The sequence below is a fragment of the Saccharopolyspora erythraea genome (genome assembly GCF_018141105.1).
Classification (GTDB): domain Bacteria; phylum Actinomycetota; class Actinomycetes; order Mycobacteriales; family Pseudonocardiaceae; genus Saccharopolyspora_D; species Saccharopolyspora_D erythraea_A.
Genome location: NZ_CP054839.1, coordinates 1,014,000 through 1,035,617, shown reverse-complemented (window position 1 = coordinate 1,035,617; position 21,618 = coordinate 1,014,000). Strand labels below are relative to the sequence as shown.

Below are 21,618 nucleotides of genomic sequence, written 5' to 3'. Positions count from 1 at the left end.
TTCCCGCTTGCGGCTACGACGTGGGGCGCAACCGTTGCAATGCCGCAGCCGCGACGATCACCAGACCCTTGATCAGCAACTGCATGTCGGTGTTGACGCTGTTGAGGCTCAGGATGTTGTTGAGGATGCCGAGCAGCAGCGCACCGGCGATCGTGCCGATCACCGACCCGCGACCGCCGGCGAGACTGGTCCCGCCGACCACCACCGCCGCGATGCCGTCCAGCTCGTAGGCGATGCCGTCGTTGGGGCTGCCCGCGTTGAGCTGGCCCGCATGCACGATGCCCGCCAGCGCCGCGCAGAACCCGGCGATGCCGAAGGCGATGATCTTGACCCGGTTCACCGGGACACCCGAGAGCCGCGCGGCCTTCTCGTTGCCGCCGATCGCGTACAGGTGGCGCGAGAAGGCGCTGGTGCGAAGGAACAGGATCGCCGCCACCGCGACCGCGGCGAAGATCAGCGCCGGGATCGGCACCACACCGCCGAAGGTGCGCTCGCCGAGCAGCGAGAACGTCATCGGCGCCTGGTCGGGCCCGTCGCCGTAGGAGATCTGCACCGTCTCGCCGCCCGACCACATGCGCGCGAGACCGCGGGCTATCTGCAGGCCCGCGAGCGTCACGATGAACGCCTGCACGCCGAGCAGGGAGACCGCGGTGCCCTGCAGGAGGCCGAACACGACGCCCGCCAGCAGCACGATCGAGACCGTCGACAGCACCCCGAAGTCGCTGTTGATCATCAGCACGGCCGAGCCGACCGCGGCCAGCCCGAGCACCGATCCCACCGACAGGTCGATGCCGCCGATCAGGATGACGAAGGTCAGCCCGATGCCGATGATCCCGATCTCCGACACCGCTCGGACGATGTTGAACAGGTTGTCGCTGGACAGGAACAGGATCTCGCCGTCCTTGCGCGGCGAGAAGACCACCGCTGCCACGAACACCGCGAGCAGCCCGAAGAAGCTCTGGAACCGGAACAGCGTCTCCACGGTCCCCGCCCGCGAGGACCGCGGCGGCGCGGCGGGCGGCCCGCCGCCGGGTTGCGTCGCCGGAGTCGGGGCCCGCTCATCGGTCCGGTCGGTCACCGCGCACCTCCCCCCGCGACGGGGCCGGTCCCCGCCGCGTCACCGCCGCCGGCGGAAACCCTCTCGCCCATCGCGGCGGCCAACAATTCGGCTTCACCCGTCTCGGCGGTCCGGAACTCGGCCACGCTGCGCCCGCCGCGCAGCACGACGACCCGGCTGCAGACACCGACCAGCTCGGGCAGTTCGGACGAGGCCAGCAGCACCCCGATGCCCTGCGCGGCGATGTCGCTGAGCAGCTGGTAGATCTCGGCCTTCGCGCCGATGTCCACGCCGCGCGTCGGGTCGTCGAGCAGCAGCAGCCGCGGCTCGGTCAGCAGCATCCGGCCGAAGACGACCTTCTGCTGGTTGCCACCCGAAAGAGTGCCGACCGGGTCGAGGATCCTGCCGAGCTTGACCTTGAGCCTGCGGACGCTGTCCTGGGTCGTGCTCACCTCGGAGCGGCGGCGCACCAGCCCGCCGACGCCGAGCCGGTCCACCACCGACAGCACGGTGTTGGCCATCACCGAGTGCCCGAGGACCAGACCGGACGCGCGGCGGTCCTCCGGGACGAACGCGATGCCCTCGCGCAGCGCCTGGCGCGGCCCTCTCGGCCGCACCTGACGTCCGCCCAACGTCACCGTGCCTTCCCAGCTCCCGGGCGAACCGGCGCCGAACAGCGTCTCCAGCAGCTCGGTGCGTCCGGAGCCCAGCAGACCGCATAAACCGACGATCTCGCCCGCGCGCACGGTCAGGTCGATGCCGTCCGGCTCCCGCCTGCCCACGCGCGGCCTGCGCGGGCGGACCGCGAAGCCCGACAGCGTCAGCAGCTCGTCGCCGATCTCGGTCTTCCCGGTGCGGAACATGGTCTGCACCTCGCGGCCGACCATCGCCTCGGCGGCCTGCTCCGCGGTGACCTGCCTGGCGTCGAACTCGGCGACCCACCGGCCGTTGCGCAGCACGGTCGCCCGGTCGGCGATCTGGCCGATCTCGTCCATGCGGTGCGAGATGTAGACGACGCCGGTGCCGCCGCGGCGGAGTTCGCCGATCACCGCGAACAGGCGCTCGACCTCGGTGTTGGACAGCGCCGATGTCGGCTCGTCCATGATCAGGACCTTGGCATCCAGCAGCAGCGCCCTGGCGATGGTGACCAGCTGCTGCTCGCCGACCCGCAGCTCACCGACGGCGCGGGCGGGGTCGAGGTCGATGCCGGTTCGCTTGAGCAGCTCGCGGGTGCGGGCGGCCATCCGGCGCCGGTCGACACCGCCGAACCGGTTGCGCAGCTCCCGGCCGAGGTAGAGGTTCTCGGCCACCGAGAGCGCGGGCACCAGGTCGAGCTCCTGGTGGATCATCGCGATGCCGGCCTGCTGGGCGTCGGCGGGCTTGCCGAAGCGCACCTGGCGGCCCTCGATCGCCACCGAGCCGTCGTAGTCGCCGACGTCGCCGGAAAGCACCCGCATGAGCGTCGACTTGCCCGCGCCGTTCTCGCCAAGCAGCGCGTGCACCTCCCCGGCGCGGACGGTGAGGTCCACGCCGTCACAGGCCACCACGCCCCCGTAGCGCTTGGTGATCCCGGTCATCTCGACCAGCGGCGCTGCTGTGCTCATACGACCCCCAGTCGCGGTGGCATGCGCATGAGAAAACGATTGCCCGGACGCTAAGATGCTGGTGGGTCCTGTGTCAAGACTCACACGCTGGGCCTGGTGAACGGGCATCCATTCGGCTGCACGGACATCACATACCGGTCACAACGGCAGGAACCGAACCGGTTCATGAGCAAGTTCGCCGACAGTGTCTCCGAACCCCGGTACTGGACCGTTACGGTTAGTACCTGTGACCGCCACCCGCGAGCGCCCGGACGCACCTGCCCCCGACAACGGCGCGCCTTCCTGGTCGGAACTCTCGGCTTTCGGCACCACCAGGGGCGTACCACTTTGGGGTGCATTGCTCCTGGCAGCAGTACCGACCGCAGCGGGCACCCTGCTCGACATCCTGATCTGGTCGCAGCCGGGGCTGCTGTTCAAGGCGTGCTTCTTCGTCGGCTCGATGCTGGCGGTCGCGTTCATCAAACGTGCCAACATGTTCGGCCCGATGGTCCAGCCGCCGCTGGTGCTGGCGATGGTCATGCCGGTGCTGGTACTGCTCACCGGAAGCGGCACGCCCAAGGACGGCGGGCTCGCCGCCAAGGCGCTGGCCGTGGTCAACCCGCTGATCGGCAGCTTTCCGGTGATGGCCGCGACCACCGCGCTCGCGGTGGTGGTCGGTCTGCTGCGGATGTACGTGCTCCAGCGCTCGCCGCACGCCAACGCGGAAGCGGCCACCAAGAGGCGACCGCTGCCGAAGCTGCCGCCCGAGGACGGCGACACCCCGCCCCGCAAGCAGTCCGCGGACGGCCGGGCGAAGCGATCCTCCGACCGCGACGCGCGGCGGGACGCCCGGCGCGACGCGAAGCTCGCGGCGGGCTCGGCGAAGATGGCCGAGCGCGACGCCAAGCGCCCGCAGGAGGGCGGCGCGAAGCGCCCCCCGGAGCGGGACCCGCGCCGCGGCGCGGCGAAGCGCGGCGACGAGCGCGGGGCGGGACGCCCGTCGCGCGACGCCGCCGACCCGCGGGCGCGCGGGCAGGCGCCCGGGCGCGGAGCGCGGGCGCGGACCCGCGCGGACGCGCGGCGACCCGAGGCCGGAGCGCGAGGGGCGCGCGATGCGCCGCCGGGGCGGGCGCGCCGCGGCCCGCGCCGGGGCGCGGGCGGCCGCCGGAGCCGAAGGCGGAGCCGCCGCGCCGGCCGCGGAGGCCGCGGCGCGACGACTCGTTCGAGTAGGCCGGGGCGCGGTGCCGGTCCTGCCGCGGGTGGCGGAGGACCGACGGCGTCCGGACAACACACAACAGGCCCGTGGCTCCGGTTGGGAGCCACGGGCCTTGTTCGTCATCGCGGGGTCACTGGACCCGTTCGGTGTCGCCGCTTTACGTCGCCGCCGTGCGCTTCGGCTCGACGGGTGCGCGCCCGGAACGGCATGGGCGCTGCCTTGAGCGCGCGGAAAAGCCGACACGGCGTCCGCCCTGGCCTAGCGCGCTCGACGGCAGCCCGATCGCGCTCCGGGGACTGCTGGACGGGACCTCCACCGGGCGCTGCGGCCCGGGCGGAGAGCGGTCAGCGCACGCCCTTCGGGCCGTTCGGGTTGTCGCGCAGGTCCTTGCGCAGTTCCGGCGGCAGCGCGAAGGCGATCTTCTCGTTGGCCGTGGTGACCTCCTCGACATCGCCCCAGCCGCGCTCGGCCAGGAAGTCGAGGACCTGCATGACCAGCACGTCCGGCACCGAGGCACCGCTGGTGACGCCCACGGTGGTGACGCCGTCCAGCCAGGACTCGTCGATCTGCTCGGCGTAGTCGATCAGGTGCGAGTCGCTGGCGCCCGCCTGCAGGGCCACCTCGACCAGGCGCTTGGAGTTCGACGAGTTCTGCGAGCCGACCACCAGCACCAGGTCGCACTCGGAAGCCATCGCCTTGACCGCGACCTGGCGGTTGGAGGTGGCGTAGCAGATGTCGTCGCTCGGCGGCGCCTGCAGGTCGGGGAACCGGCCCTTGAGCTGGTCCACCCGCTCCATCGTCTCGTCCACGCTCAGCGTGGTCTGCGACAGCCACACCACCTTGGAGGGGTCGCGGACGGCGACCTTGTCGACGTCCTCCGGCTTGTCGACCAGCTGCACCCGGTCCGGGGCCTCACCCGAGGTCCCCTCGACCTCCTCGTGGCCCTCGTGGCCGATCAGCAGGATGTCGTAGTCCTCCCTGGCGAACCGGTTGACCTCCTTGTGGACCTTGGTCACCAGCGGGCAGGTCGCGTCGATGGTCCGCAGGTTGCGGCTCTCGGCCTCCGCGTGCACCGCGGGCGAGACGCCGTGCGCGGAGAACACCACGAGGGCGCCCTCGGGCACCTCGTCGGTCTCCTCGACGAAGATCACGCCGCGTTCGCGGAGGGTCTCCACCACGTGCTTGTTGTGCACGATCTCCTTGCGCACGTACACCGGAGGGCCGTAGGTCTCCAGGGCCTTCTCGACGGTGATGACGGCGCGGTCGACTCCGGCGCAGTAACCGCGGGGCTTGGCAAGCAGCACCCGCTTGTTCGACGCCGCGCCGGGGCGGTCCTGGTCAGCGTGGTCGGCGGCCTGGGGCGAGGTCGTCATGCCATCCAGGGTACGGACCCGCCCGGATCGGGTCAGCCTCGCCGTCGGCGGGATCACCGGACGGTGTCCGCCGGGGTCCGCACCGTTCGCTCGTACGGACTAGTCGTGGCTTACCGGGTGCGCATGCGGCAGGCTGTGGCCATGCGATCGTTCCCCCTGCCGGTGCGGGTCGCCGCCGGGCTCGCGGCCACCGCCGTCGAGCAGACCCGCCAGCTGCCGGCCACCCTGCTCGGGATGCCGGTGACCGTCGTGAGCCAGGCGTTGCAGGTGTCGATGCGGGTCCAGCAGCAGATCACCGAGCTGGCGATCAAGGGTGACGAGGCTCTCGCGGGCCTGCGCACCTACGAGGAGCAGCCCGCCTGGGCGACGTTCGACGAGGACGAGGAGCCTGCCGCGCCGCAGCGCCCGTCGCCCGCCGCGCCGGAGGAGGAGACGTCGCTGCTCGCCGACTACGACCGGATGAGCCTGCCGCAGCTGCGGGGCCGTCTGCGCTCCTACACCGAGGCCGAGCTGGTCGAGCTGCTGGAGCACGAGCAGGCCCACGGGAACCGCCCGGAGTTCGTGCGCATGCTCGCCAACCGGCTGGAGCGCGTGCGCAACCAGTAGCCGCGCCGAGCAGCCGGGCGAGCTGGGCGTCGGGAGCGCGAACCCGGGCGAGCGACCGAGGTGCGGCGTTCGGGACGCGCGAGTTTGGCGAGCGCCCCGAGCGTGCCGGGTGATCGCCCGTTCTGCGCGCGGCCGGGCGCGCGGCACCTCGGCACGCGGGTCGTGGGCGGACGGGACTCCCTGGGCGTCAGCAACGCGGGCTGTCGGCCAGGGCGAATACCCTCGGACATCGCCGGCCCGGTAGCTGTTGGCGGGCGCGTCCGGGTCCGGCCGCGAACCCGGCGCCGCCAACGACCGCACGACCGAAAAGGAGCGGACCTGTCCTCCCCGACCAGCCCCGAAGAACCGTGGCCCGTGCGCACGGTGGCCCGCAAGATCGCCGACTGGATCAACCGGCTCGGCTCGATCTGGGTCGAGGGCCAGATCACCCAGATCTCCGCGCGCCCCGGTGCGGCCACGGCGTTCCTGACGCTGCGCGACCCGTCGGCCGACGTGTCGCTCACGCTGACCTGCTCGTCGGCGCTGCTGCGCAACATGGAGCCGCCGCTGACCGACGGCAGCCGGGTCGTCGTGCACGGCAAGCCCACCTTCTTCGTCGGGCGCGGCACGCTGAGCCTGCGGGTCGACGAGATCCGCGCGGTGGGCATCGGTGAGCTGCTGGCCCGCATCGAGCGACTGCGCCAGCTGCTCAAGGCCGAAGGGCTGTTCGACCCCGCGCGCAAGCGCCCGCTGCCGTTCCTGCCGAACAAGGTCGGCCTGATCACCGGGCGCGCCTCGGCCGCCGAGCACGACGTCCTCAGCAACGCCCGGCTGCGCTGGCCCGCCGTCCGGTTCGAGATCCGCAACGTGGCGGTGCAGGGCTCCACGGCGGTGCCGCAGATCCTCGAGGCCCTCGGCGAGCTGGACCGGATGCCGGAGGTCGACGTGATCGTGCTGGCCCGCGGCGGCGGCAGCGTCGAGGACCTGCTGCCGTTCTCCGACGAGGCGCTGTGCCGGGCGGTGTCGGCCTGCCGGACGCCGGTGGTCAGCGCGATCGGGCACGAGCCGGACTCGCCGCTGCTGGACCACGTCGCCGACGTCCGCTGCTCGACCCCCACCGGAGCGGGCAAACGGGTCGTACCGGACGTCGCCGAGGAGACCCAGCGCATCCACCAGCTGCGCGACCGGGCGCGTCGGGCGTTGCACGGATGGGTGGACCGCGAGCGCAGACTGCTCGACGCGCTGCGCAGCAGACCGGTCCTGGCCGATCCGATCGGGCCGCTCGACCGCAGGTCCGAGCAGGTCAGCGGGCTGCGCGACCGGGCGAGGCGGGCGATGACCTCGGTGCTGACCACCGAACAGCACCGGGTGGAGGGAGTTCGATCACGCTTGACGACCCTCGGGCCTGCGGCCACTCTTGCTCGCGGGTACGCGATCGTGCAGCTCGTCGATCCGGACGGGGTGGACGGTGTGCTCAGGTCGGTCGACGAGGCACCGCCGGGGACCAGGCTCCGGGTCAGGGTCGTCGACGGGGCGGTGTACGCGGTCACTGACGAATGACGGCGAGGACGGAGGAGCTGGTGCACCCGAAGCAGGAGCCCACGTTCCTCCCGTTGACCGTGGGCGTGGCCCGGTCGGCGGCCACCGAGCAGGCCGACCACGCGCGGCGCGAGCCCGCCGGCGAGGTGTGGCGGCGGGCCGAGGAGGCCGACTCGGCGGCGGCGGGCTGCTGGGCCGCCCTGCTGGGCGGCTGCGACTCGGCCGAGCGCAAGTCGCTGCCCGCGCGGTTGCGCGCGCTGGCCGAGGCGACGACGGGCTACGTCGGTCAGCGGTGGTGGCTCGGGCACGGGTCGGCGCTGCGACGTAGGGTCGCGGAGGCGCAGTTGCGCATCAACGACGCGGTGCGCGAAGGCGACGGTGCCGAGTTCGCCGAGGCGTTCGTCGGCTACGACCAGGCGATAGCCACCGCGGTGGTGTCGGTGCAGAGCAGGCTGGAGAGTCCCACCCCGTGAGTGAGAACGACCCGAAGGACGAGCACTTCGACCCGGTGGCCGCGCACCCCGAGGTCGCCGAGATGGGCTACGAGGAGGCCAGGGACGCGCTGGCCGAGGTGGTCAAGCAGCTGGAGGCCGGCGGCCTCTCGCTGGAGGACTCGCTGGCGCTGTGGGAGCGCGGCGAAGCGCTGGCCGCGGTGTGCGAACGCCACCTGGCGGGCGCGCGCGAACGCGTGGAACGCGCCCTGGCGTCGGTCGAGGACGAGTAGCGCCGCGCGGTACGCGGAGCGGGCCGTCGGCCGGGAAAGCGGGCGGTGCACCGCGCCTCTCGCGCTGGGCGGCGGAAGCGATACGGGCAGCGGGTAGCCGTAGCGACACGGGCTGAGAGCGGCGCACCCGCGAGGCGGCAGAGAACCGGCGAGGCCGCTGGACCGCCGTGAACCGGGGAGGCCGCTGGACGGCCGTGAACCGGGGAGGCCGCTGGCAGCGGCCGTGGAAGCCGCGGCATCCAGTCGCATCACTCGCACCACCCGCATCTCCAAGCACACCGGTGCGGCCAGGTCTGTCCCGCTTCCACCCGCCGGGCCCTGCGACCTGCTGCGACGCCGTGCGCGCTCGGCGGTCCCGCCCCGGGCGCGCGGCGCCGCAGGCGTAGTGGGCTGCCCCACGTGACCCCGCTGGAGCCCCGCCGATCTGGGAAGATCTGTCGCAATGAGCCTGCGCGCGGCGCACGTCACACCGCACACCGCGCCCGCGGGCCGTGGAGAACACGAAGAAACCCGCTCACCACCCGGGAGGCGCGATGAGCACGTCCACCACCGAAAGCCGCAACGAGGCACCGGACCGCAACCTGGCGATGGAACTGGTTCGGGTCACCGAGGCCGCTGCGATGGCCGCCGGTCGCTGGGTCGGCCGGGGCGACAAGAACTCCGGTGACGGCGCCGCCGTGGACGCCATGCGCAAGCTGATCGGCACCGTCTCGATGCGCGGCGTCGTCGTGATCGGCGAGGGCGAGAAGGACGAGGCCCCGATGCTGTTCAACGGCGAGGAGGTCGGCAACGGCGAAGGCCCGGACTGCGACGTCGCGGTCGACCCGATCGACGGCACCACGCTGCTGAGCAAGGGCATGCCCAACGCGCTGGCGGTGCTGGCGGTCTCCGAACGCGGCGCGATGTTCGACCCCTCCGCGGTGTTCTACATGGAGAAGCTGGCCGTCGGCCCCGAGGCCGCCGGCGTGATCGACCTCTCCGCCCCCACCGGGGAGAACGTCCGCCGGGTCGCCAAGGCCAAGCACATCGACGTCTCCGACGTCACCGTCTGCATCCTGGACCGCCCCCGCCACGAGCAGCTGGTCAAGGAGGTCCGCGAGGCCGGCGCCCGCATCCAGTTCATCTCCGACGGCGACGTCGCCGGCGCCATCGCCGCCGCACGCCCCGACAGCGGCGTCGACATGTTGATGGGCATCGGCGGCACCCCGGAAGGCATCATCACCGCCTGCGCGCTCAAGTGCCTCGGCGGTGAGATCCAGACCCGGCTGTGGCCCAAGGACGACGACGAACGCCGCAAGGTCGCCGACGCCGGCCACGACGTCGAACGCGTGCTCAGCACCTCCGACCTCGTGCGCGGCGACAACGTGTTCTTCTGCGCCACCGGCATCACCGACGGCGCCCTGCTCAAGGGCGTGCACTACCGCGCCAACCGGTGCAGCACCCAGTCGATCGTCATGCGCTCCAAGTCCGGCACCGTCCGCATGATCGACGGCTCGCACCGCCTTTCCAAGCTCCGCGAGTACGCGAACGTGGACTTCGGGCAGGAGAGCGAGACCGCCCGGCACGGCCTGTTGCCCTGATTTCGCGGCACGGCAGTTTTTCCCGCGTTTCACAGTTTCACCCGAAACCCGCCAATTCGGGTTTCGGGTGAAACCGCAGGAAATCGAGGGTTTCCCGGTCATCCGGAGTTCGTGGACGGCTAAGCACCCCGTTCCTTGGACACGACGCATTTACTCCCTAAGTGGGTACACCTTTCGAGGAATGCCGCATACGGTCTGTGGCCATCCGGCGACCGGCGCCGGGGTTCACGGAAGGACTCCACGGATATGCGAAAGCGTTCCGTTCTGATTGGGGTACTCGCTGCCGTCAGCAGCGCGATCAGCCTCCCAGCGGTCGCATCCGCCGACGACGCGGGTGTGCGCATCATCGGTGGCCACGACGCCACCGAGGAGTACTCGTTCATGGCCTCGCTGCAGATCGGCGGCAGCCACGGCTGCGGCGCGTCGCTGATCAAGCCCGACTGGGCGGTCACCGCGGCGCACTGCGTGCAGGGCGGCAGCCCGTCGGACTTCAGCCTGCGCATCGGCAGCAACGACAACACCACCGGCGGCGAAGAGGCCGGCGTGACCAACGTCGTGACCCACGACTCCGGTGACATCGCGCTGCTGCAGCTCGACCACGCCGTGCAGGCCGCCCCGATCAAGATCGCCGCCGAGTCCGGCGCCCCGGGCACCGAGACCCGCATCATCGGCTGGGGCCAGACCTGCCCCGAGCAGGGCTGCGGCGAGGCCCCGACCATGCTGCAGGAGCTCGACACCTCCATCGTCGACGACGGCGACTGCACCAGCATCGACGGCCCGACCGAGATCTGCACCGCGAACCCGGGCGGCAACTCCGGCGCCTGCTACGGCGACTCCGGCGGCCCGCAGATCAAGGGCACCTCGGGCAACTGGGAGCTGATCGGCGCCACCAGCCGTGCGGGCAACAACAACCCGACCTGCGCCACCGGCCCGTCGATCTACACCGACGTGGTCGCCTTCACCGACTGGATCAACCAGAACACCGGCGGCTGATCCGGCCAACCGCCCGGGTGAACCCCGAACAACCCGGGTCGCGGCGAATTCTCGCGGAACTCCCCAAACCCCACACTTTCGCGAGCAATCGCCACCGCATCGGCTGACAGAGGCCGTGGGCGAATGCGCCGGAACCCCGTCCGGCAGTGCCGCCCGCGGCCTCATCCCATGTTCGAGGAATGCCCGGGGAACAGGTGGGCTTCGGGGTTGAGCGCGACCGCGATGTTGTTGACGGCGGTGGCCGCCTCCCCGAATCCGGTCGCTATCAGTTTCACCTTTCCCGGATAAGCGGCGACGTCACCCGCGGCGTAGACGCGTTCCCGATTCGTGCGCATCGTGCTGTCCACCCGGATCGTGCGCTTTTCGAGTTCGAGTCCCCAGGACTCGATGGGTCCCAGGTCGGCGGTGAAGCCCAGCGCCGCGACCACGGCCTGCGCGGGCAGTATCTGCCGGCGGTCGCCCCCCAGCGCGAGCTCGACCTCGTGCGGGCCCGCGTCGTCGCCCCTGATCTCGGCGACCTCCGCGTCGGTGATCAGCGGTACGCCCAGGTCCTGCACCTTGGCGACCAGACCGGCGTGGGCGCGGAACCGGGCTCTGCGGTGCACAAGGGTCACGCTGCGCGCGACCGGGTGCAGGGCCAGCGCCCAGTCGAAGGCCGAGTCACCGCCGCCGACGACCACCACGTCCTGTCCACTGTGGGCGCCCAGCTCGGGGATGAAGTGCACGACGCCACGGCCCAGCCAGTCGTCGGCGGCGGGCAGCGGGCGCGGGGTGAACTCGCCGATCCCCGCCGTGACCAGCACCGCCCCCGCCCTGACCGACTCGCGCTCGCCGATGTCGACCAGCAGGCCGTCCTCCACTTCGGACAGCTTCTCGGCGTGGCGTCCCAGCAGGTAGACGGGGTCGTACTGGGCCGCCTGCCGCACCAGCGCGTCGACCAGGTCGCGGCCGCGGACCTCCGGGAACCCGGCCACGTCGTAGATCATCTTCTCCGGGTACATCGCGGTCACCTGGCCGCCCGGCTCCGGCAGCGCGTCGACCACCGCCACCGACATCCCGCGGAAACCGGCGTAGTACGCCGCGAACAGTCCGGTCGGGCCCGCCCCGACCACGAGCAGATCGACTTCGCCTGGAACCGGGGTCATGCCCACCCCATTCGGTCGCCACCGTGCGGATGCTTCCCAGGCTAGACCCGGCAGACCCGCACATAGCGCGCGAAATGCCGAGGTTGCTCCGCCGTGTTGCGCAACTGCGCCTGGCAGTTGGCGGTACCTGGCCGGTAACCCCGCACCTAGCTTCGGCAGAACGGGTCTTTGAGCGGGAGAGGAGAGCCGTGAGCAGATCTTCACTGGTGCTCGGTGCATTGGCGGCGCTGGCAATGGGAATCGGGGCATTGCCGGCGACCGCCAACGCCGCACCCGCGCCGCAGGAGGGGCCGGGCACCCTGATCGTCGGTGGCCACGACGCCACCGAGCCCTACGGATGGATGGCCTCGCTGCAGCGCCAGGGGCAGCACAGCTGCGGCGCCTCGCTGATCGACGAGGAGTGGGTGCTGACCGCCGCGCACTGCGTCCAGGACGCCACTCCGGCGGATCTGGGCCTGCGCATCGGCAGCCCGGACCACACCGCCGGCGGCGAGCAGGCCGGTGTGACCGCGGTTGTGGTGCACCCCGACTACACGACCAAGAACCCCAACGGCGACATCGCGCTGCTCAAGCTGGATCACGCGGTGTCGCAGCAGCCGGTCGAGATCGCCGAGGCGTCCGGCCCGGTCGGGACGCAGTCCCGGATCATCGGCTGGGGTGTGACCTGCCCGGTCCGCGGCTGCGGTCAGCCGCCCGTGCAGTTGCAGGAACTCGACACCACGGTCGTCGACGACGGCCAGTGCTCGCTGAGCGCGGTGGACGAGGGCACTGAGATCTGCACCGGCAGCTCGCGGCTGCTGACCAACGCCTGCTTCGGCGACTCCGGTGGCCCGCAGCTCGAGGGCACGCCGGGCAACTGGCGCCTGACCGGCGTCACCAGCAGGCTCGGCAGCCTGGTCCCGGTCTGCGGCACGGCGCCGTCGATCTACACCGACGCCACCGCCTACCGCGGCTGGATCAACGACGTCGCGGGAGTCTGACCTCTCGAGGCAGCAGAAGACGCCGGTCCGGGGCGCGGACCGGCGTCTTCTGCTTTCCGGGGGAAATGCGGGCCCGGGACGCCGGCGCGAGAGATGCCGCACGTTGATCGCTCAAGTACCCGGTCGCGGTGCCCGAGTGGGGTCCCCCATACTGACCGGCCAGCCGGATCAGGGGCACACTTTCGCCATGGCTGAACAGGACTACCGGATCGAACACGACACCATGGGTGAGGTGCCGGTCCCCGCCGACGCCCTGTACCGGGCCCAGACCCAGCGCGCCGTGGAGAACTTCCCGATCTCCGGCCGCGGCCTGGAACGCTCCCAGATCCGCGCGCTCGGGCTGCTCAAGGCGGCCGCGGCGCGGGTCAACGGCAGGCTCGGCGTGCTCGACCCCGACCTGGCCGAGGCCATCGCCGCCGCCGCCGACGAGGTCGCCGAGGGCAGGCACGACGAGCACTTCCCGATCGACGTGTTCCAGACCGGTTCCGGCACGTCGTCGAACATGAACGCCAACGAGGTCATCGCGACCCTTGCAGGCCGCGGGCTCGGCCGCGACGTGCACCCCAACGACCACGTCAACGCCTCGCAGTCGTCCAACGACACGTTCCCGACCACCATCCACGTGGCCGCCACCGAGGCGGTGCTCACCGACGTGATCCCGGCGCTGGAGCACCTGGCCGCGGTGATCGAGCGCCGCGCGTCGGAGTGGACCGGCGTGGTCAAGTCGGGGCGCACGCACCTGATGGACGCGGTGCCGATCACGCTGGCCCAGGAGGCCGGCGCGTGGGCCTCGCAGGTGCGCTTCGGCGTCGAGCGGCTGCAGGCCGGGCTCGGCAGGCTCGGCGAGCTGCCCATCGGCGGCACCGCGGTCGGTTCCGGGCTCAACGCGCCGGACGGGTTCGGCGCCGAGGTGGCGCAGGAGCTGGCGCGGGTCACCGGCCTGCCGCTGACCGAGGCCCGCGACCACTTCGAAGCGCAGGCCAGCCAGGACTCGGTCGTGGAGACCTCCGGCAACCTGCGCGCGGTGGCCGTCAGCCTCAACAAGATCGCAAACGACCTGCGCTGGCTGGGATCCGGCCCGCGCACCGGGCTGTCCGAGCTGGCCCTGCCCGACCTGCAGCCCGGCTCGTCGATCATGCCCGGCAAGGTCAACCCGGTCATCCCGGAGGCGACGCTGCAGGTGGTCGCGCAGGTGATCGGCAACGACGCGGCGGTGGCCTTCGCTGGTGCCCAGGGCAACTTCCAGCTCAACGTCAACCTGCCGGTGATCGCGCGCAACGTGCTGGAGTCGGCCCGGCTGCTGGCAGCGGTGTCCCGGCTGCTGGCCGACAAGGTCTTCGAGGGGGTGGAGGCCAACGTCGAGCGTGCCCGCGAGTACGCGGAGGGTTCGCCCTCGATCGTCACCCCGCTCAACCGCTACATCGGCTACGAGGAGGCCGCCTCGATCGCCAAGCAGGCCCTCAAGGAGCGCAAGACCATCCGCGAGGTCGTGCTGGAACGCGGTCACGTCGACGCGGGCAAGCTGACGATGGAGGAGCTGGAGACCGCCCTCGACGTGCTCGGCATGGCCAAGGCGGACTGAGCCGGCTGCGGCCGTGGGTGCCCACTGGGGCATGGCGCCCACGGCCGGAGCGCCGCGGGCCAAGCGCCGCCACCGGGCTCGACTTCTCGGGCTCGACTGCTCGGGCTCGGCGGCCCAGCGCCAGCGGCTCGGAATAGGTGGCCTAGCGCCAGCGGCTCGGAGTCGGCAGCGCGGCAGTGACGGCCCGACACGGCGGCGGCGCAACGCGGCAGTGACGGCCCGGCACGGCAGCAGCGCGGCACCTTCAGCGCTCGGCAGCGACGGCTCTGTCCGGCAGCGGCGCGGCGCCTTCGGCGCTCGGCAGCGACGGCTCTGTCCGGCGGCGCGGCCTGGCGCCACGAGACAGCCGCGCTAGCGGCATGGCCGCAGCCGAACCGCGCGCCCGCACGCCCCGGCCGCACAGGTTCCGGATGGGACGGTGCGCCATTCAGGTCCGGATCGGGCGGGCGGCGCGCGGAACAGCCGCGCCCGAACCCGGCGGACAAGCGGCGGCATTCACGACCGGCCAGCCATATAGGCAGGCCCCTAGCCGTGCATGCGCTCCAGCGCCGCCCGGTGGCGCTGCCTGATCTCCTCCCCCGTCGCCGCGTCAGCGGCGTCCAGTTCCGCTGCGTGACCCGCGTCCTCCGCCGTTGCCACGCCGTCCGGCTCCGCCGCCGCGCTCCCCTGCCCGGACACCGATCCCGGCAGGTGCCACGCCGGTGGCTCCGCGCCGCCCGCCAGCGCCCAGGCCGCTTGGCGCGCGGCGCCGACGGCGACGTACTCCGCGGGTTCGGGCACCACGACGGGCACGCCGAACACCGTCGGCGCCGCCACCCGCACCGCCTTCGACTGCGCGGCTCCGCCGATGAGCAGGACCCTGCGCACCTCGATGTCGGCAGCCCGCAGCGCGTCGAGTCCGGCGGCCAGCCCGCAGAGCATGCCCTCCACGGCGGCCCGCGCGAGGTTCTCCGGTGTCATGTTGTCGCGGCGCAGGCCGACCAGGGTGCCGCTGGCGTCGGGCAGGTTGGGCGTGCGTTCGCCGTCGAGGTAGGGCAGCAGCGTCAGGCCGCCCGCGCCCGCGGGCGCGGCACCGGCCAGCCGGTCGAACTCCGCGGGGTCCGCGCCGAGCATGGCCGCGGTCGCGGTGATCACCCGTGCCGCGTTGAGAGTGCACACCAGCGGGAGGAACCCGCCGGTGGCGTCGGCGAACCCGGCGATGGTGCCGGTCGGGTCGGCGCTGCCGCGCGGGGCGGCGGCGAAGACGGTCCCGCTGGTGCCCAGCGACACCACCACGTCGCCGGTCCGCAGGCCGAGTCCCAGCGCTGCGCCCATGTTGTCGCCGGTCCCGGCGGAGACCAGCGTGCCCTCCGGCGTCGTGCCCGCGGGTTCGGCGGGCCCGAGCACCCGTGGTGTGCGGGGAGTTCGTCCGCCGAACGCCATCGCCAGGATGTCCTCGCGGTAGCGGCCTTCGCGCGGCGACCAGTAGCCGGTGCCCGAGGCGTCGCCGCGGTCGGTCACGGGTTCCCCGCCGGTCAGCCGCGAGGTGAGCCAGTCGTGCGGCAGCACGACGTCGGTGACGCGGTCGGCGAGCTCCGGCTCGTTCTCGGCCATCCACCGCAGCTTGGTGATGGTGAGGCTGGCGACCGGGACCGTGCCGACGGCCTCGGCCCACGCGCCGGGACCGCCCAGCTCGGAGATGAGGTCGGTCGCGGCCGGTGCCGAGCGGGTGTCGTTCCACAGCAGCGCGGGCCGCACGACCTGGCGGTCCTCGTCGAGGGCGACGAGCCCGTGCTGCTGCGCCGCGACGCCGACCGCCCCGACGTCGTCGAGCAGTCCGATCCGCGACAGCGCCGCCCACCACACCTCGGGGTCGGCGACGGTGCCCTCGGGGTGCGGCGCACGTCCCTGCCGCACCACCGCCCCGGTCTCGGCGTCGCACACGACGACCTTGGTGGACTGCGTCGACGAGTCGATGCCCGCCACGAGGCGGCTCATTGGGCACCTCCCCGGCGGGCGTAGCCCGCGGTGGCCCATTCGTCGGACTCGGGTGTGATTCGCATGTAACCTACCGGTTCGTCGTTCGGGGACACGACCTCGACCTCGGTGCCGAGGTCGCGGATCGCGTCGAGTTCGTGCTCCGGGGTGGCGTCGTCGGTGATCACCAAGTCGAAGATCCCGGCGTCACCGTGGGCGTAGGTGGCGGTCTTGCCGAACTTGGAGTGGTCGGCCAGCAGGCACGTGTGCTCGGCCGACTCGTGCATCACGTGCTTGATCTCGGCGTAGTCCTGGATCGGGTGGTACATCCGGCCGTGCGCGATCGTGGTGACCGACATGAAAGCGATGTCGGTGCGCAATCGCGACAGCGAGCGCAGCACGTCCGGTCCGGTGCACGAGTCGAACTCCGCGCGGTAGCGGCCTCCGGCGAGCACGACCTCCCGCCCGGCCCGGGACAGGATCTGGGCGATGGTCACCGAGTTGGTGACCGCCGTCAGCTCCTCCACCTCACCGAGCAGCCTGGCCAGCGGGAACAACGTGCTCGAGTCGTCGAGCAGCACCGAGGCGCCGGGCCGGACCCGGGCCGCCGCGGCGGCCGCGATCGCCTGCTTCTCGGCCGTGTGCAAACCCACCCGGAAGCGGGTGGCGGTCTCCATCGTCAGCGACGGGAAGGCCTCGACCAGCCCGCGCTTCTTGCGCAGCATCCGCCGTCCGGCGAGGTCGTCGAGGTCGCGGTGCATCGTCATCAGGCTGACCCCGAACACGCTCGCGAGGTCGCCGATGCGCGCCTCTCCGCGGTCGATGACGTAGTTCAGGACGTCCTGCCTGCGCTGTTCCACCGCCGCCTCGGTCGGTCGCGCGTTGGACATCGCCGCTCCCCTCGTCATCGGCCTGCACCTACTCCTGCGGGCGCACGACGGTCTTCACCGCCGTCTCGTCCCGCGCGGACGCGGTGAGTGCCTGCTCGACCTCGGCCAGCCCGAACCGGTGGGTCACCAGCCGGTCGAGGTCGACGGCACCGGATGCCGCGATCGCGATCGCCGCCGGCCAGGTGTTGGCGTACCGGAACGTACCGGTCACCTCGATCTCGAAGTTCTGGACGTGCGAAAGCGGCAGCGGCAGCTCGTCACCGCCCATGCCCACCAGCACGACCCGGCCCGCCCGCGTGACGCGCCGGATGGCGTCCGCGGCGGCGCGGGGCGCACCGGAACATTCCAGCAGCACCTCGGGTTCGAAGTCGATGGCCGACTCCCGCACGTCGACGGTTCCGGTCGCGCCGAGTTCGGACGCCAGCTCCAGTCGGCGCGGGTTGACGTCGGTGACCACGACCTCGCTCGCGCCGAAAGCGCGGGCGGTCTGGGTGGCGACCAGCCCGATCGGTCCCGCCCCTGTCACCAGCACCCGCGAGCCTGGGCCGACCCCGCCCTTGCGGCAGGCCCACACCCCGACCGACAGCGGCTCGCACAGGGCGGCCGCCTCGTCGGTCATCGAGTCCGGGACGGCATAGGCGAACTCCTCGTGCACCGCGACGTACTCGCAGAAGGCGCCGTCGACCGGCGGTGTCGCGAAGAACCGCACGTCCGGGCACAGGTTGTAGCGGCCCGCGCGGCATTGGGCGCACACGAAGCACGGCACGCCGGGCTCGATCGACACCCGCTGCCCTGGCTCGTGCCGCGACACCTCGGCGCCGCGGGCCACCACCACGCCCGCGGCCTCATGCCCCAGCACCAGTGGCTCGCGCACTACGAACGGGCCGATCCGGCCGTGCTCGTAGTAGTGGGTGTCCGAGCCGCAGGTGCCCACCGCGGTCACCCTGACCAGCACCTCGTGCGGCCCGGGCTCGGGCACCGGCCGCTCCTGCACCACCACGTCCCCGACACCGCGCAGGACCGAAGCGCGCATCTTCTCCGGGATCATTCCCCCGTCACCGCTCCCAGGGTCAGGCCGGTGACCAGCCACCGGCGTACGGCGAGCCCGGCGAGCACCATCGGCACCACCACGAACGTACCGATCGCGGTCAGCTGTCCCCAGTCGATCCCGGACTGGGTGACCAGCTGGCCTGCCGCGATCGGCAGCGTCTGGGAGTTCGGCCCGCTGAAGACCAGCGCGAAGGCGTAGTCGTTCCAGGCGAACACCAGGCAGAGCACGAAGGTGGTCACCAGACCCGATTTCGTCATCGGCAGCACGACGTGCCAGAACGCCTGCCACCGCGTACAGCCCTCCACCTGTGCCGACTCCTCCAGGGCGGGCGGGAGCTCGGCGAAGAACGCGCTCATCAGCCAGATCGCGAACGGCAGGTCGAAGGTCAGGTAGGCCAGCACCAGTCCGGGCACCGAGTCGATCAGGCCCAGTCCCCGGAACATCAGGAACAGCGGCAGCACGACGGCGGCGATCGGGGCCATCCGGGTCGAGATGATCCAGAACGACAGGTGCTTCCTGCCGCGCATCCTGGTGCGAGCCAGGCCGTACCCGGCGGGCGCGCCGAGCACGACCGCGAGCACGGCGGAGATCCCCGCGGCCAGCACGCTGTGCAGGACGTACGGGCCGAGGTTGTTCGCGCCGGTGAACAGGTTCCGGTAGTTCTCCAGCGTCGGGGTGAACAGCAGCTGCGGCGTGGCGGCGGTGACGTCCGCGCTCGACTTGAACGAGGACAGCACCATCCAGCCCAGCGGGACGAGCGTCCACAGCAGACCGGCGCCGAGCACCAGCCACACCACCAGGCGCAGTCGCCGCCCGCCGCGTTCCAGCGGGCTTGCGGGAGTGGTCACCGGGTTTGTCCCTTCTTGTCCAGCAGCCGCACGAAGGCGCGGGCGATCACGATGGAGACGGCGAGCATCACCAGGCCGAGCACGGCGGCGTAGCCGAGGTCGAAGAACCGGAACGCGGTCTCGTACAGCCGCACCGGCACGATCTTGGTCGCGTCGGCCGGGCCGCCGCCGGTGGTGACCCAGACGATGTCGAAGTAGCGGATCGCGTCCATGGACCGGATCAGCAGCGCGACCAGCAGCACGTTCGAGATCGACGGCAGCACGATGTGGCGCAGGCTCTGCCAGCCGTTCGCGCCGTCGAGCGCCGCCGCCTCGCGCAGGCTCAGCGGGACCGACGACAGCCCGGCCAGCGCGATCAGGGTGATCAGCGGCGTCCACTCCCAGACGTCCATCAGGACCACGGCCGCGAACGCCGAGTACTTGCCGCCGAGGATGTCGCCGGTGTAGCCCAGCGCGCCCAGCAGCCACGAGTAGAGGCCGAAGGTGGAGTCGGTCAGGAACCGGCCCAGCAGGCCGACGATCGCGGGGGCGACGAACATCGGCAGCAGGAACAGGCTGAGCACCGCGTTGCGGCCGCGCGTCAGCCGCCACACGCACAGCGCGAAGACCAGGCCCAGCAGCATCTCCAGGCCCAGCGTGAGGGCGAAGAAGACGCCGGTGCGCAACCAGTTCGCGGCCAGGTCGGGATCGGTGAACAGCCTGGCCCAGTTGCGCAGCCCCGCCCATTCCACGCCGACCCCTCCGAGGAGCCGGACGGACGAGAAGCTCATCACGATCATCGTCAGGAACGGGATGACGCTCAGCGCCGCGAGCAGCAGCACGCCGGGCGTCAGCATGCGGGCCTCGAACCCGAACCGGATCCGCCGCCGTGAAGGCCGGCCGGGGGCCGGGGGTTCGCCGGTGTACTCCGCAGAGGCGTCCGCCAGGCCGTTCACCCTCTGCCCGGTCGGCCTCGTCGGCTCGGTGCGGCTCATCGCGCGGCCACCCACCCTCGTGCCGTGATCTGGTCGAAGCGCCTGGCGGCCTCCCGCATCGACTCGGCCGGGCCCGCGTCACCGGCGAGCATGCGGGAGAGCTGGGTGTAGATCGCCGTGTCGCACTCGTTCCACATCGGGATCTTCGGCCGCAGTCCGGCGTTCTCCGGCTGCCACGCCTGCCGCACCGCGTCGGCGGCCAGCATGTTCGGCATCGCCGACGGCCGCCGCTCGGCGGCCTCGACCTCCGGAAGCGCGTACACCGAGCCGCGCGTGGGCGTCCCGCCGCCCGCGGAGCTGCGCAGGTTGCGCAGCTGGACGTCCTTCGACGTCGCCCAGTTGACGAACAGCCACGCCGCACCGCGCTCGTTAGGCAGCGTGTTCGCGCTGATGCCGATCCCGCAGCCGCCGTAGTGGTTGGCCGACCGCACCGGCCCCGTGGGCAACCGGGCGTAGCCGACCCGGCCCGGCAGCACGCTCTCGTTGTCGGCCGCGAACTCGTGCCAGTTCGGGCACATCGCGATGCGCCCGGCCCGGAACGCCGCTCCGAGGTCGTTCCACTCCCACGTGCGCGAGGCGGGATCGGCCACCGCCAGGAGCTTGCGGTAGAACTCCGCCGCCTCCACCGCGCGGTCGTCGCCGAGCAGGGACGGGCCCGGCTCGACGGCGCCTACGCGGCCGATCTCGGTGCCGTTGCCGAAGTAGTCGCCGCCGTGCGCCCACAGGACGTTGGAGAAGTCGCACATCAGCGAGTCGTGCTGCTTGGCCTGGTGCCCGGTGCCGTAGCGGACGTCCTCGGTGCGGTCGTTGAACCACCGCGCGATGGCGAGGTACTGCTCCCACGTCGTGGCGCCGGCCGGCATCGGGTCGAAGCCGAGGTCGTCGGCCATCCGGGCGCGGTGCTTGTCGAACAGGTCGCGCCGGTAGTGCCAGATCATCGTCGGGCAGTCGTAAGGCAGGGCGAAGACCTTGCCGTCGCGCCCGAACCGCCCGGCGGCGTCGAGCTGCAACGGCACGAAGTCGGCGAAGTCGTCGGCGGAGCCGGGCAGCACCGGGTCGTCGGCCAGCTCGCGCAGGTCGGCCAGACCCTTGGAGTACGGCGCCAGCACCTGGTACGGGTCGGCGTAGATGACCTGGTACTGCGCCTGCCCGGAGGCCAGGTCCAGGGCGACCTTCTGGACCAGCGCCGACAGCTCCAGCGTGACGATGTTGACCCGGATACCGGTCAGCTCGGCGAACGGCCCGAGGTCGGCGGCGATCGCCGCGGTCGGGGCGGTGTTCTCCGAGACGAAGTTGAGCGTGGTGCCCGCGAACTGGCGCCACGGGTCGCCCGATGCCCGCCGCGGGGCGTCACCGCGCGTCGAGCACCCGCCCAGCACGGTCGCGGCGCCCCCGGCGAGCGCCCCGCCCAGCAGCCGCCGACGGCTCAGTCCCGGCTCCCTCACGTGCGCTCCTCCGGTGGACGGATGTGACTGACGCCATTTGTAGCACCACTCCACGGGTTTGTTAACACTTTTTGCGAGATGTATTGCCTGAAAGTGT

General features: G+C 71.9%; 18 protein-coding genes and 1 pseudogene. 9 read left to right on the top strand and 10 right to left on the bottom strand.

The features are described from left to right. Nucleotides 1–13: 13 nt before the first annotated feature. Together HUO13_RS04735 and HUO13_RS04730 are read right to left on the bottom strand one after the other, a co-directional pair. On the bottom strand, nt 14–1,078 hold the full coding sequence (locus tag HUO13_RS04735) for an ABC transporter permease (RefSeq protein WP_211900258.1): 1,065 nt from the start codon (nt 1,076–1,078) through the stop codon (nt 14–16). Beyond that, a complete protein-coding gene (locus HUO13_RS04730; protein ID WP_211900257.1) occupies nt 1,075–2,661 on the bottom strand; it encodes a sugar ABC transporter ATP-binding protein in 1,587 nt (528 codons plus the stop codon). The genes HUO13_RS04735 and HUO13_RS04730 overlap by 4 nt, the downstream gene beginning before the upstream one ends. Nucleotides 2,662–2,845: 184 nt before the next feature. On the opposite strand from HUO13_RS04730, the pseudogene HUO13_RS38305 reads away from it, so the two are divergent. Further along, a pseudogene (locus tag HUO13_RS38305) lies at nt 2,846–3,286 on the top strand (DUF6542 domain-containing protein); the annotation flags it as partial. A 914-nt stretch (nt 3,287–4,200) separates the two neighbouring features. Here HUO13_RS38305 and HUO13_RS04720 read toward each other — a convergent pair. Next, nucleotides 4,201–5,229 carry a 4-hydroxy-3-methylbut-2-enyl diphosphate reductase gene (locus HUO13_RS04720; protein ID WP_211900255.1) on the bottom strand — a complete coding sequence of 343 codons (1,029 nt, stop codon included), beginning with the start codon at nt 5,227–5,229 and terminating at the stop codon, nt 4,201–4,203. Nucleotides 5,230–5,370: 141 nt separating this feature from the next. Here HUO13_RS04720 and HUO13_RS04715 point away from each other — a divergent pair, with 141 nt between their 5' ends. The 6 genes from HUO13_RS04715 (at nt 5,371) to HUO13_RS04690 (ending at nt 10,650) form a co-directional block, all read left to right on the top strand. Further along, complete coding sequence (locus HUO13_RS04715; protein WP_211900254.1) at nt 5,371–5,835, top strand: lipid droplet-associated protein; 465 nt, start codon at nt 5,371–5,373, stop codon at nt 5,833–5,835. A 354-nt stretch (nt 5,836–6,189) separates the two neighbouring features. Continuing rightward, on the top strand, nt 6,190–7,374 hold the full coding sequence (gene xseA, locus HUO13_RS04710) for an exodeoxyribonuclease VII large subunit (protein WP_432757822.1): 1,185 nt from the start codon (nt 6,190–6,192) through the stop codon (nt 7,372–7,374). Beyond that, complete coding sequence (locus HUO13_RS04705; RefSeq protein WP_211900253.1) at nt 7,371–7,826, top strand: hypothetical protein; 456 nt, start codon at nt 7,371–7,373, stop codon at nt 7,824–7,826. Before xseA ends, HUO13_RS04705 begins: the two co-directional genes overlap by 4 nt. Nucleotides 7,827–7,861: 35 nt before the next feature. Next, nucleotides 7,862–8,077, top strand: coding sequence for an exodeoxyribonuclease VII small subunit (locus HUO13_RS04700; RefSeq protein ID WP_432757849.1), 216 nt, complete (start codon nt 7,862–7,864; stop codon nt 8,075–8,077). 533 nt (nt 8,078–8,610) lie between these two features. Next, nucleotides 8,611–9,657, top strand: a complete 1,047-nt coding sequence (gene glpX, locus HUO13_RS04695) for a class II fructose-bisphosphatase (RefSeq protein WP_211900251.1) — start codon at nt 8,611–8,613, stop codon at nt 9,655–9,657. Nucleotides 9,658–9,903: 246 nt separating this feature from the next. After that, the gene (locus tag HUO13_RS04690; RefSeq protein WP_011873213.1) at nt 9,904–10,650 is read left to right on the top strand and encodes a S1 family peptidase; all 747 of its coding nucleotides are present in this window, start codon (nt 9,904–9,906) and stop codon (nt 10,648–10,650) included. A 161-nt stretch (nt 10,651–10,811) separates the two neighbouring features. Here HUO13_RS04690 and HUO13_RS04685 read toward each other — a convergent pair whose 3' ends face one another. Continuing rightward, nucleotides 10,812–11,795, bottom strand: a complete 984-nt coding sequence (locus HUO13_RS04685) for an NAD(P)/FAD-dependent oxidoreductase (protein WP_211900250.1) — start codon at nt 11,793–11,795, stop codon at nt 10,812–10,814. A 248-nt stretch (nt 11,796–12,043) separates the two neighbouring features. Here HUO13_RS04685 and HUO13_RS04680 point away from each other — a divergent pair, with 248 nt between their 5' ends. Continuing rightward, entirely contained in the window at nt 12,044–12,775 is a 732-nt protein-coding gene (locus HUO13_RS04680) for a S1 family peptidase (protein WP_211902658.1), read from the top strand. A gap of 187 nt (nt 12,776–12,962) precedes the next feature. Beyond that, on the top strand, nt 12,963–14,357 hold the full coding sequence (locus HUO13_RS04675; RefSeq protein ID WP_211900249.1) for a class II fumarate hydratase: 1,395 nt from the start codon (nt 12,963–12,965) through the stop codon (nt 14,355–14,357). 525 nt (nt 14,358–14,882) lie between these two features. On the opposite strand, the gene xylB is transcribed toward HUO13_RS04675, so the two are convergent. The 6 genes from xylB to HUO13_RS04645 are packed head-to-tail and all read right to left on the bottom strand — an operon-like array spanning nt 14,883 to nt 21,521. Then, nucleotides 14,883–16,334, bottom strand: a complete 1,452-nt coding sequence (gene xylB, locus HUO13_RS04670; protein WP_211900248.1) for a xylulokinase — start codon at nt 16,332–16,334, stop codon at nt 14,883–14,885. Further along, nucleotides 16,331–17,221: a DeoR/GlpR family DNA-binding transcription regulator gene (locus HUO13_RS04665; protein WP_249124453.1), complete on the bottom strand. Its 891-nt coding sequence runs from the start codon at nt 17,219–17,221 to the stop codon at nt 16,331–16,333. Before HUO13_RS04665 ends, xylB begins: the two co-directional genes overlap by 4 nt. A gap of 10 nt (nt 17,222–17,231) precedes the next feature. After that, nucleotides 17,232–18,251, bottom strand: coding sequence for an NAD(P)-dependent alcohol dehydrogenase (locus HUO13_RS04660; RefSeq protein ID WP_211900247.1), 1,020 nt, complete (start codon nt 18,249–18,251; stop codon nt 17,232–17,234). Then, nucleotides 18,248–19,102: a carbohydrate ABC transporter permease gene (locus tag HUO13_RS04655; RefSeq protein WP_211900246.1), complete on the bottom strand. Its 855-nt coding sequence runs from the start codon at nt 19,100–19,102 to the stop codon at nt 18,248–18,250. Before HUO13_RS04655 ends, HUO13_RS04660 begins: the two co-directional genes overlap by 4 nt. After that, nucleotides 19,099–20,076: a carbohydrate ABC transporter permease gene (locus HUO13_RS04650; protein WP_211900245.1), complete on the bottom strand. Its 978-nt coding sequence runs from the start codon at nt 20,074–20,076 to the stop codon at nt 19,099–19,101. The genes HUO13_RS04655 and HUO13_RS04650 overlap by 4 nt, the downstream gene beginning before the upstream one ends. Then, the gene (locus HUO13_RS04645) at nt 20,073–21,521 is read right to left on the bottom strand and encodes an extracellular solute-binding protein (protein WP_211900244.1); all 1,449 of its coding nucleotides are present in this window, start codon (nt 21,519–21,521) and stop codon (nt 20,073–20,075) included. Before HUO13_RS04645 ends, HUO13_RS04650 begins: the two co-directional genes overlap by 4 nt. Nucleotides 21,522–21,618 lie beyond the last annotated feature (97 nt).

Excerpts from the sequence above, each read along its gene's own strand:
- HUO13_RS04730 (WP_211900257.1), bottom strand. The coding sequence starts at position 2,661 with ATGAGCACAGCAGCGCCGCTGGTCGAGATGACCGGGATCACCAAGCGC.
- HUO13_RS04720 (WP_211900255.1), bottom strand. The coding sequence starts at position 5,229 with ATGACGACCTCGCCCCAGGCCGCCGACCACGCTGACCAGGACCGCCCC.
- HUO13_RS04715 (WP_211900254.1), top strand. The coding sequence starts at position 5,371 with ATGCGATCGTTCCCCCTGCCGGTGCGGGTCGCCGCCGGGCTCGCGGCC.
- HUO13_RS04705 (WP_211900253.1), top strand. The coding sequence starts at position 7,371 with ATGACGGCGAGGACGGAGGAGCTGGTGCACCCGAAGCAGGAGCCCACG.
- glpX (WP_211900251.1), top strand. The coding sequence starts at position 8,611 with ATGAGCACGTCCACCACCGAAAGCCGCAACGAGGCACCGGACCGCAAC.
- HUO13_RS04690 (WP_011873213.1), top strand. The coding sequence starts at position 9,904 with ATGCGAAAGCGTTCCGTTCTGATTGGGGTACTCGCTGCCGTCAGCAGC.
- HUO13_RS04685 (WP_211900250.1), bottom strand. The coding sequence starts at position 11,795 with ATGACCCCGGTTCCAGGCGAAGTCGATCTGCTCGTGGTCGGGGCGGGC.
- HUO13_RS04675 (WP_211900249.1), top strand. The coding sequence starts at position 12,963 with ATGGCTGAACAGGACTACCGGATCGAACACGACACCATGGGTGAGGTG.
- xylB (WP_211900248.1), bottom strand. The coding sequence starts at position 16,334 with ATGAGCCGCCTCGTGGCGGGCATCGACTCGTCGACGCAGTCCACCAAG.
- HUO13_RS04665 (WP_249124453.1), bottom strand. The coding sequence starts at position 17,221 with ATGACGAGGGGAGCGGCGATGTCCAACGCGCGACCGACCGAGGCGGCG.
- HUO13_RS04660 (WP_211900247.1), bottom strand. The coding sequence starts at position 18,251 with ATGATCCCGGAGAAGATGCGCGCTTCGGTCCTGCGCGGTGTCGGGGAC.
- HUO13_RS04650 (WP_211900245.1), bottom strand. The coding sequence starts at position 20,076 with ATGAGCCGCACCGAGCCGACGAGGCCGACCGGGCAGAGGGTGAACGGC.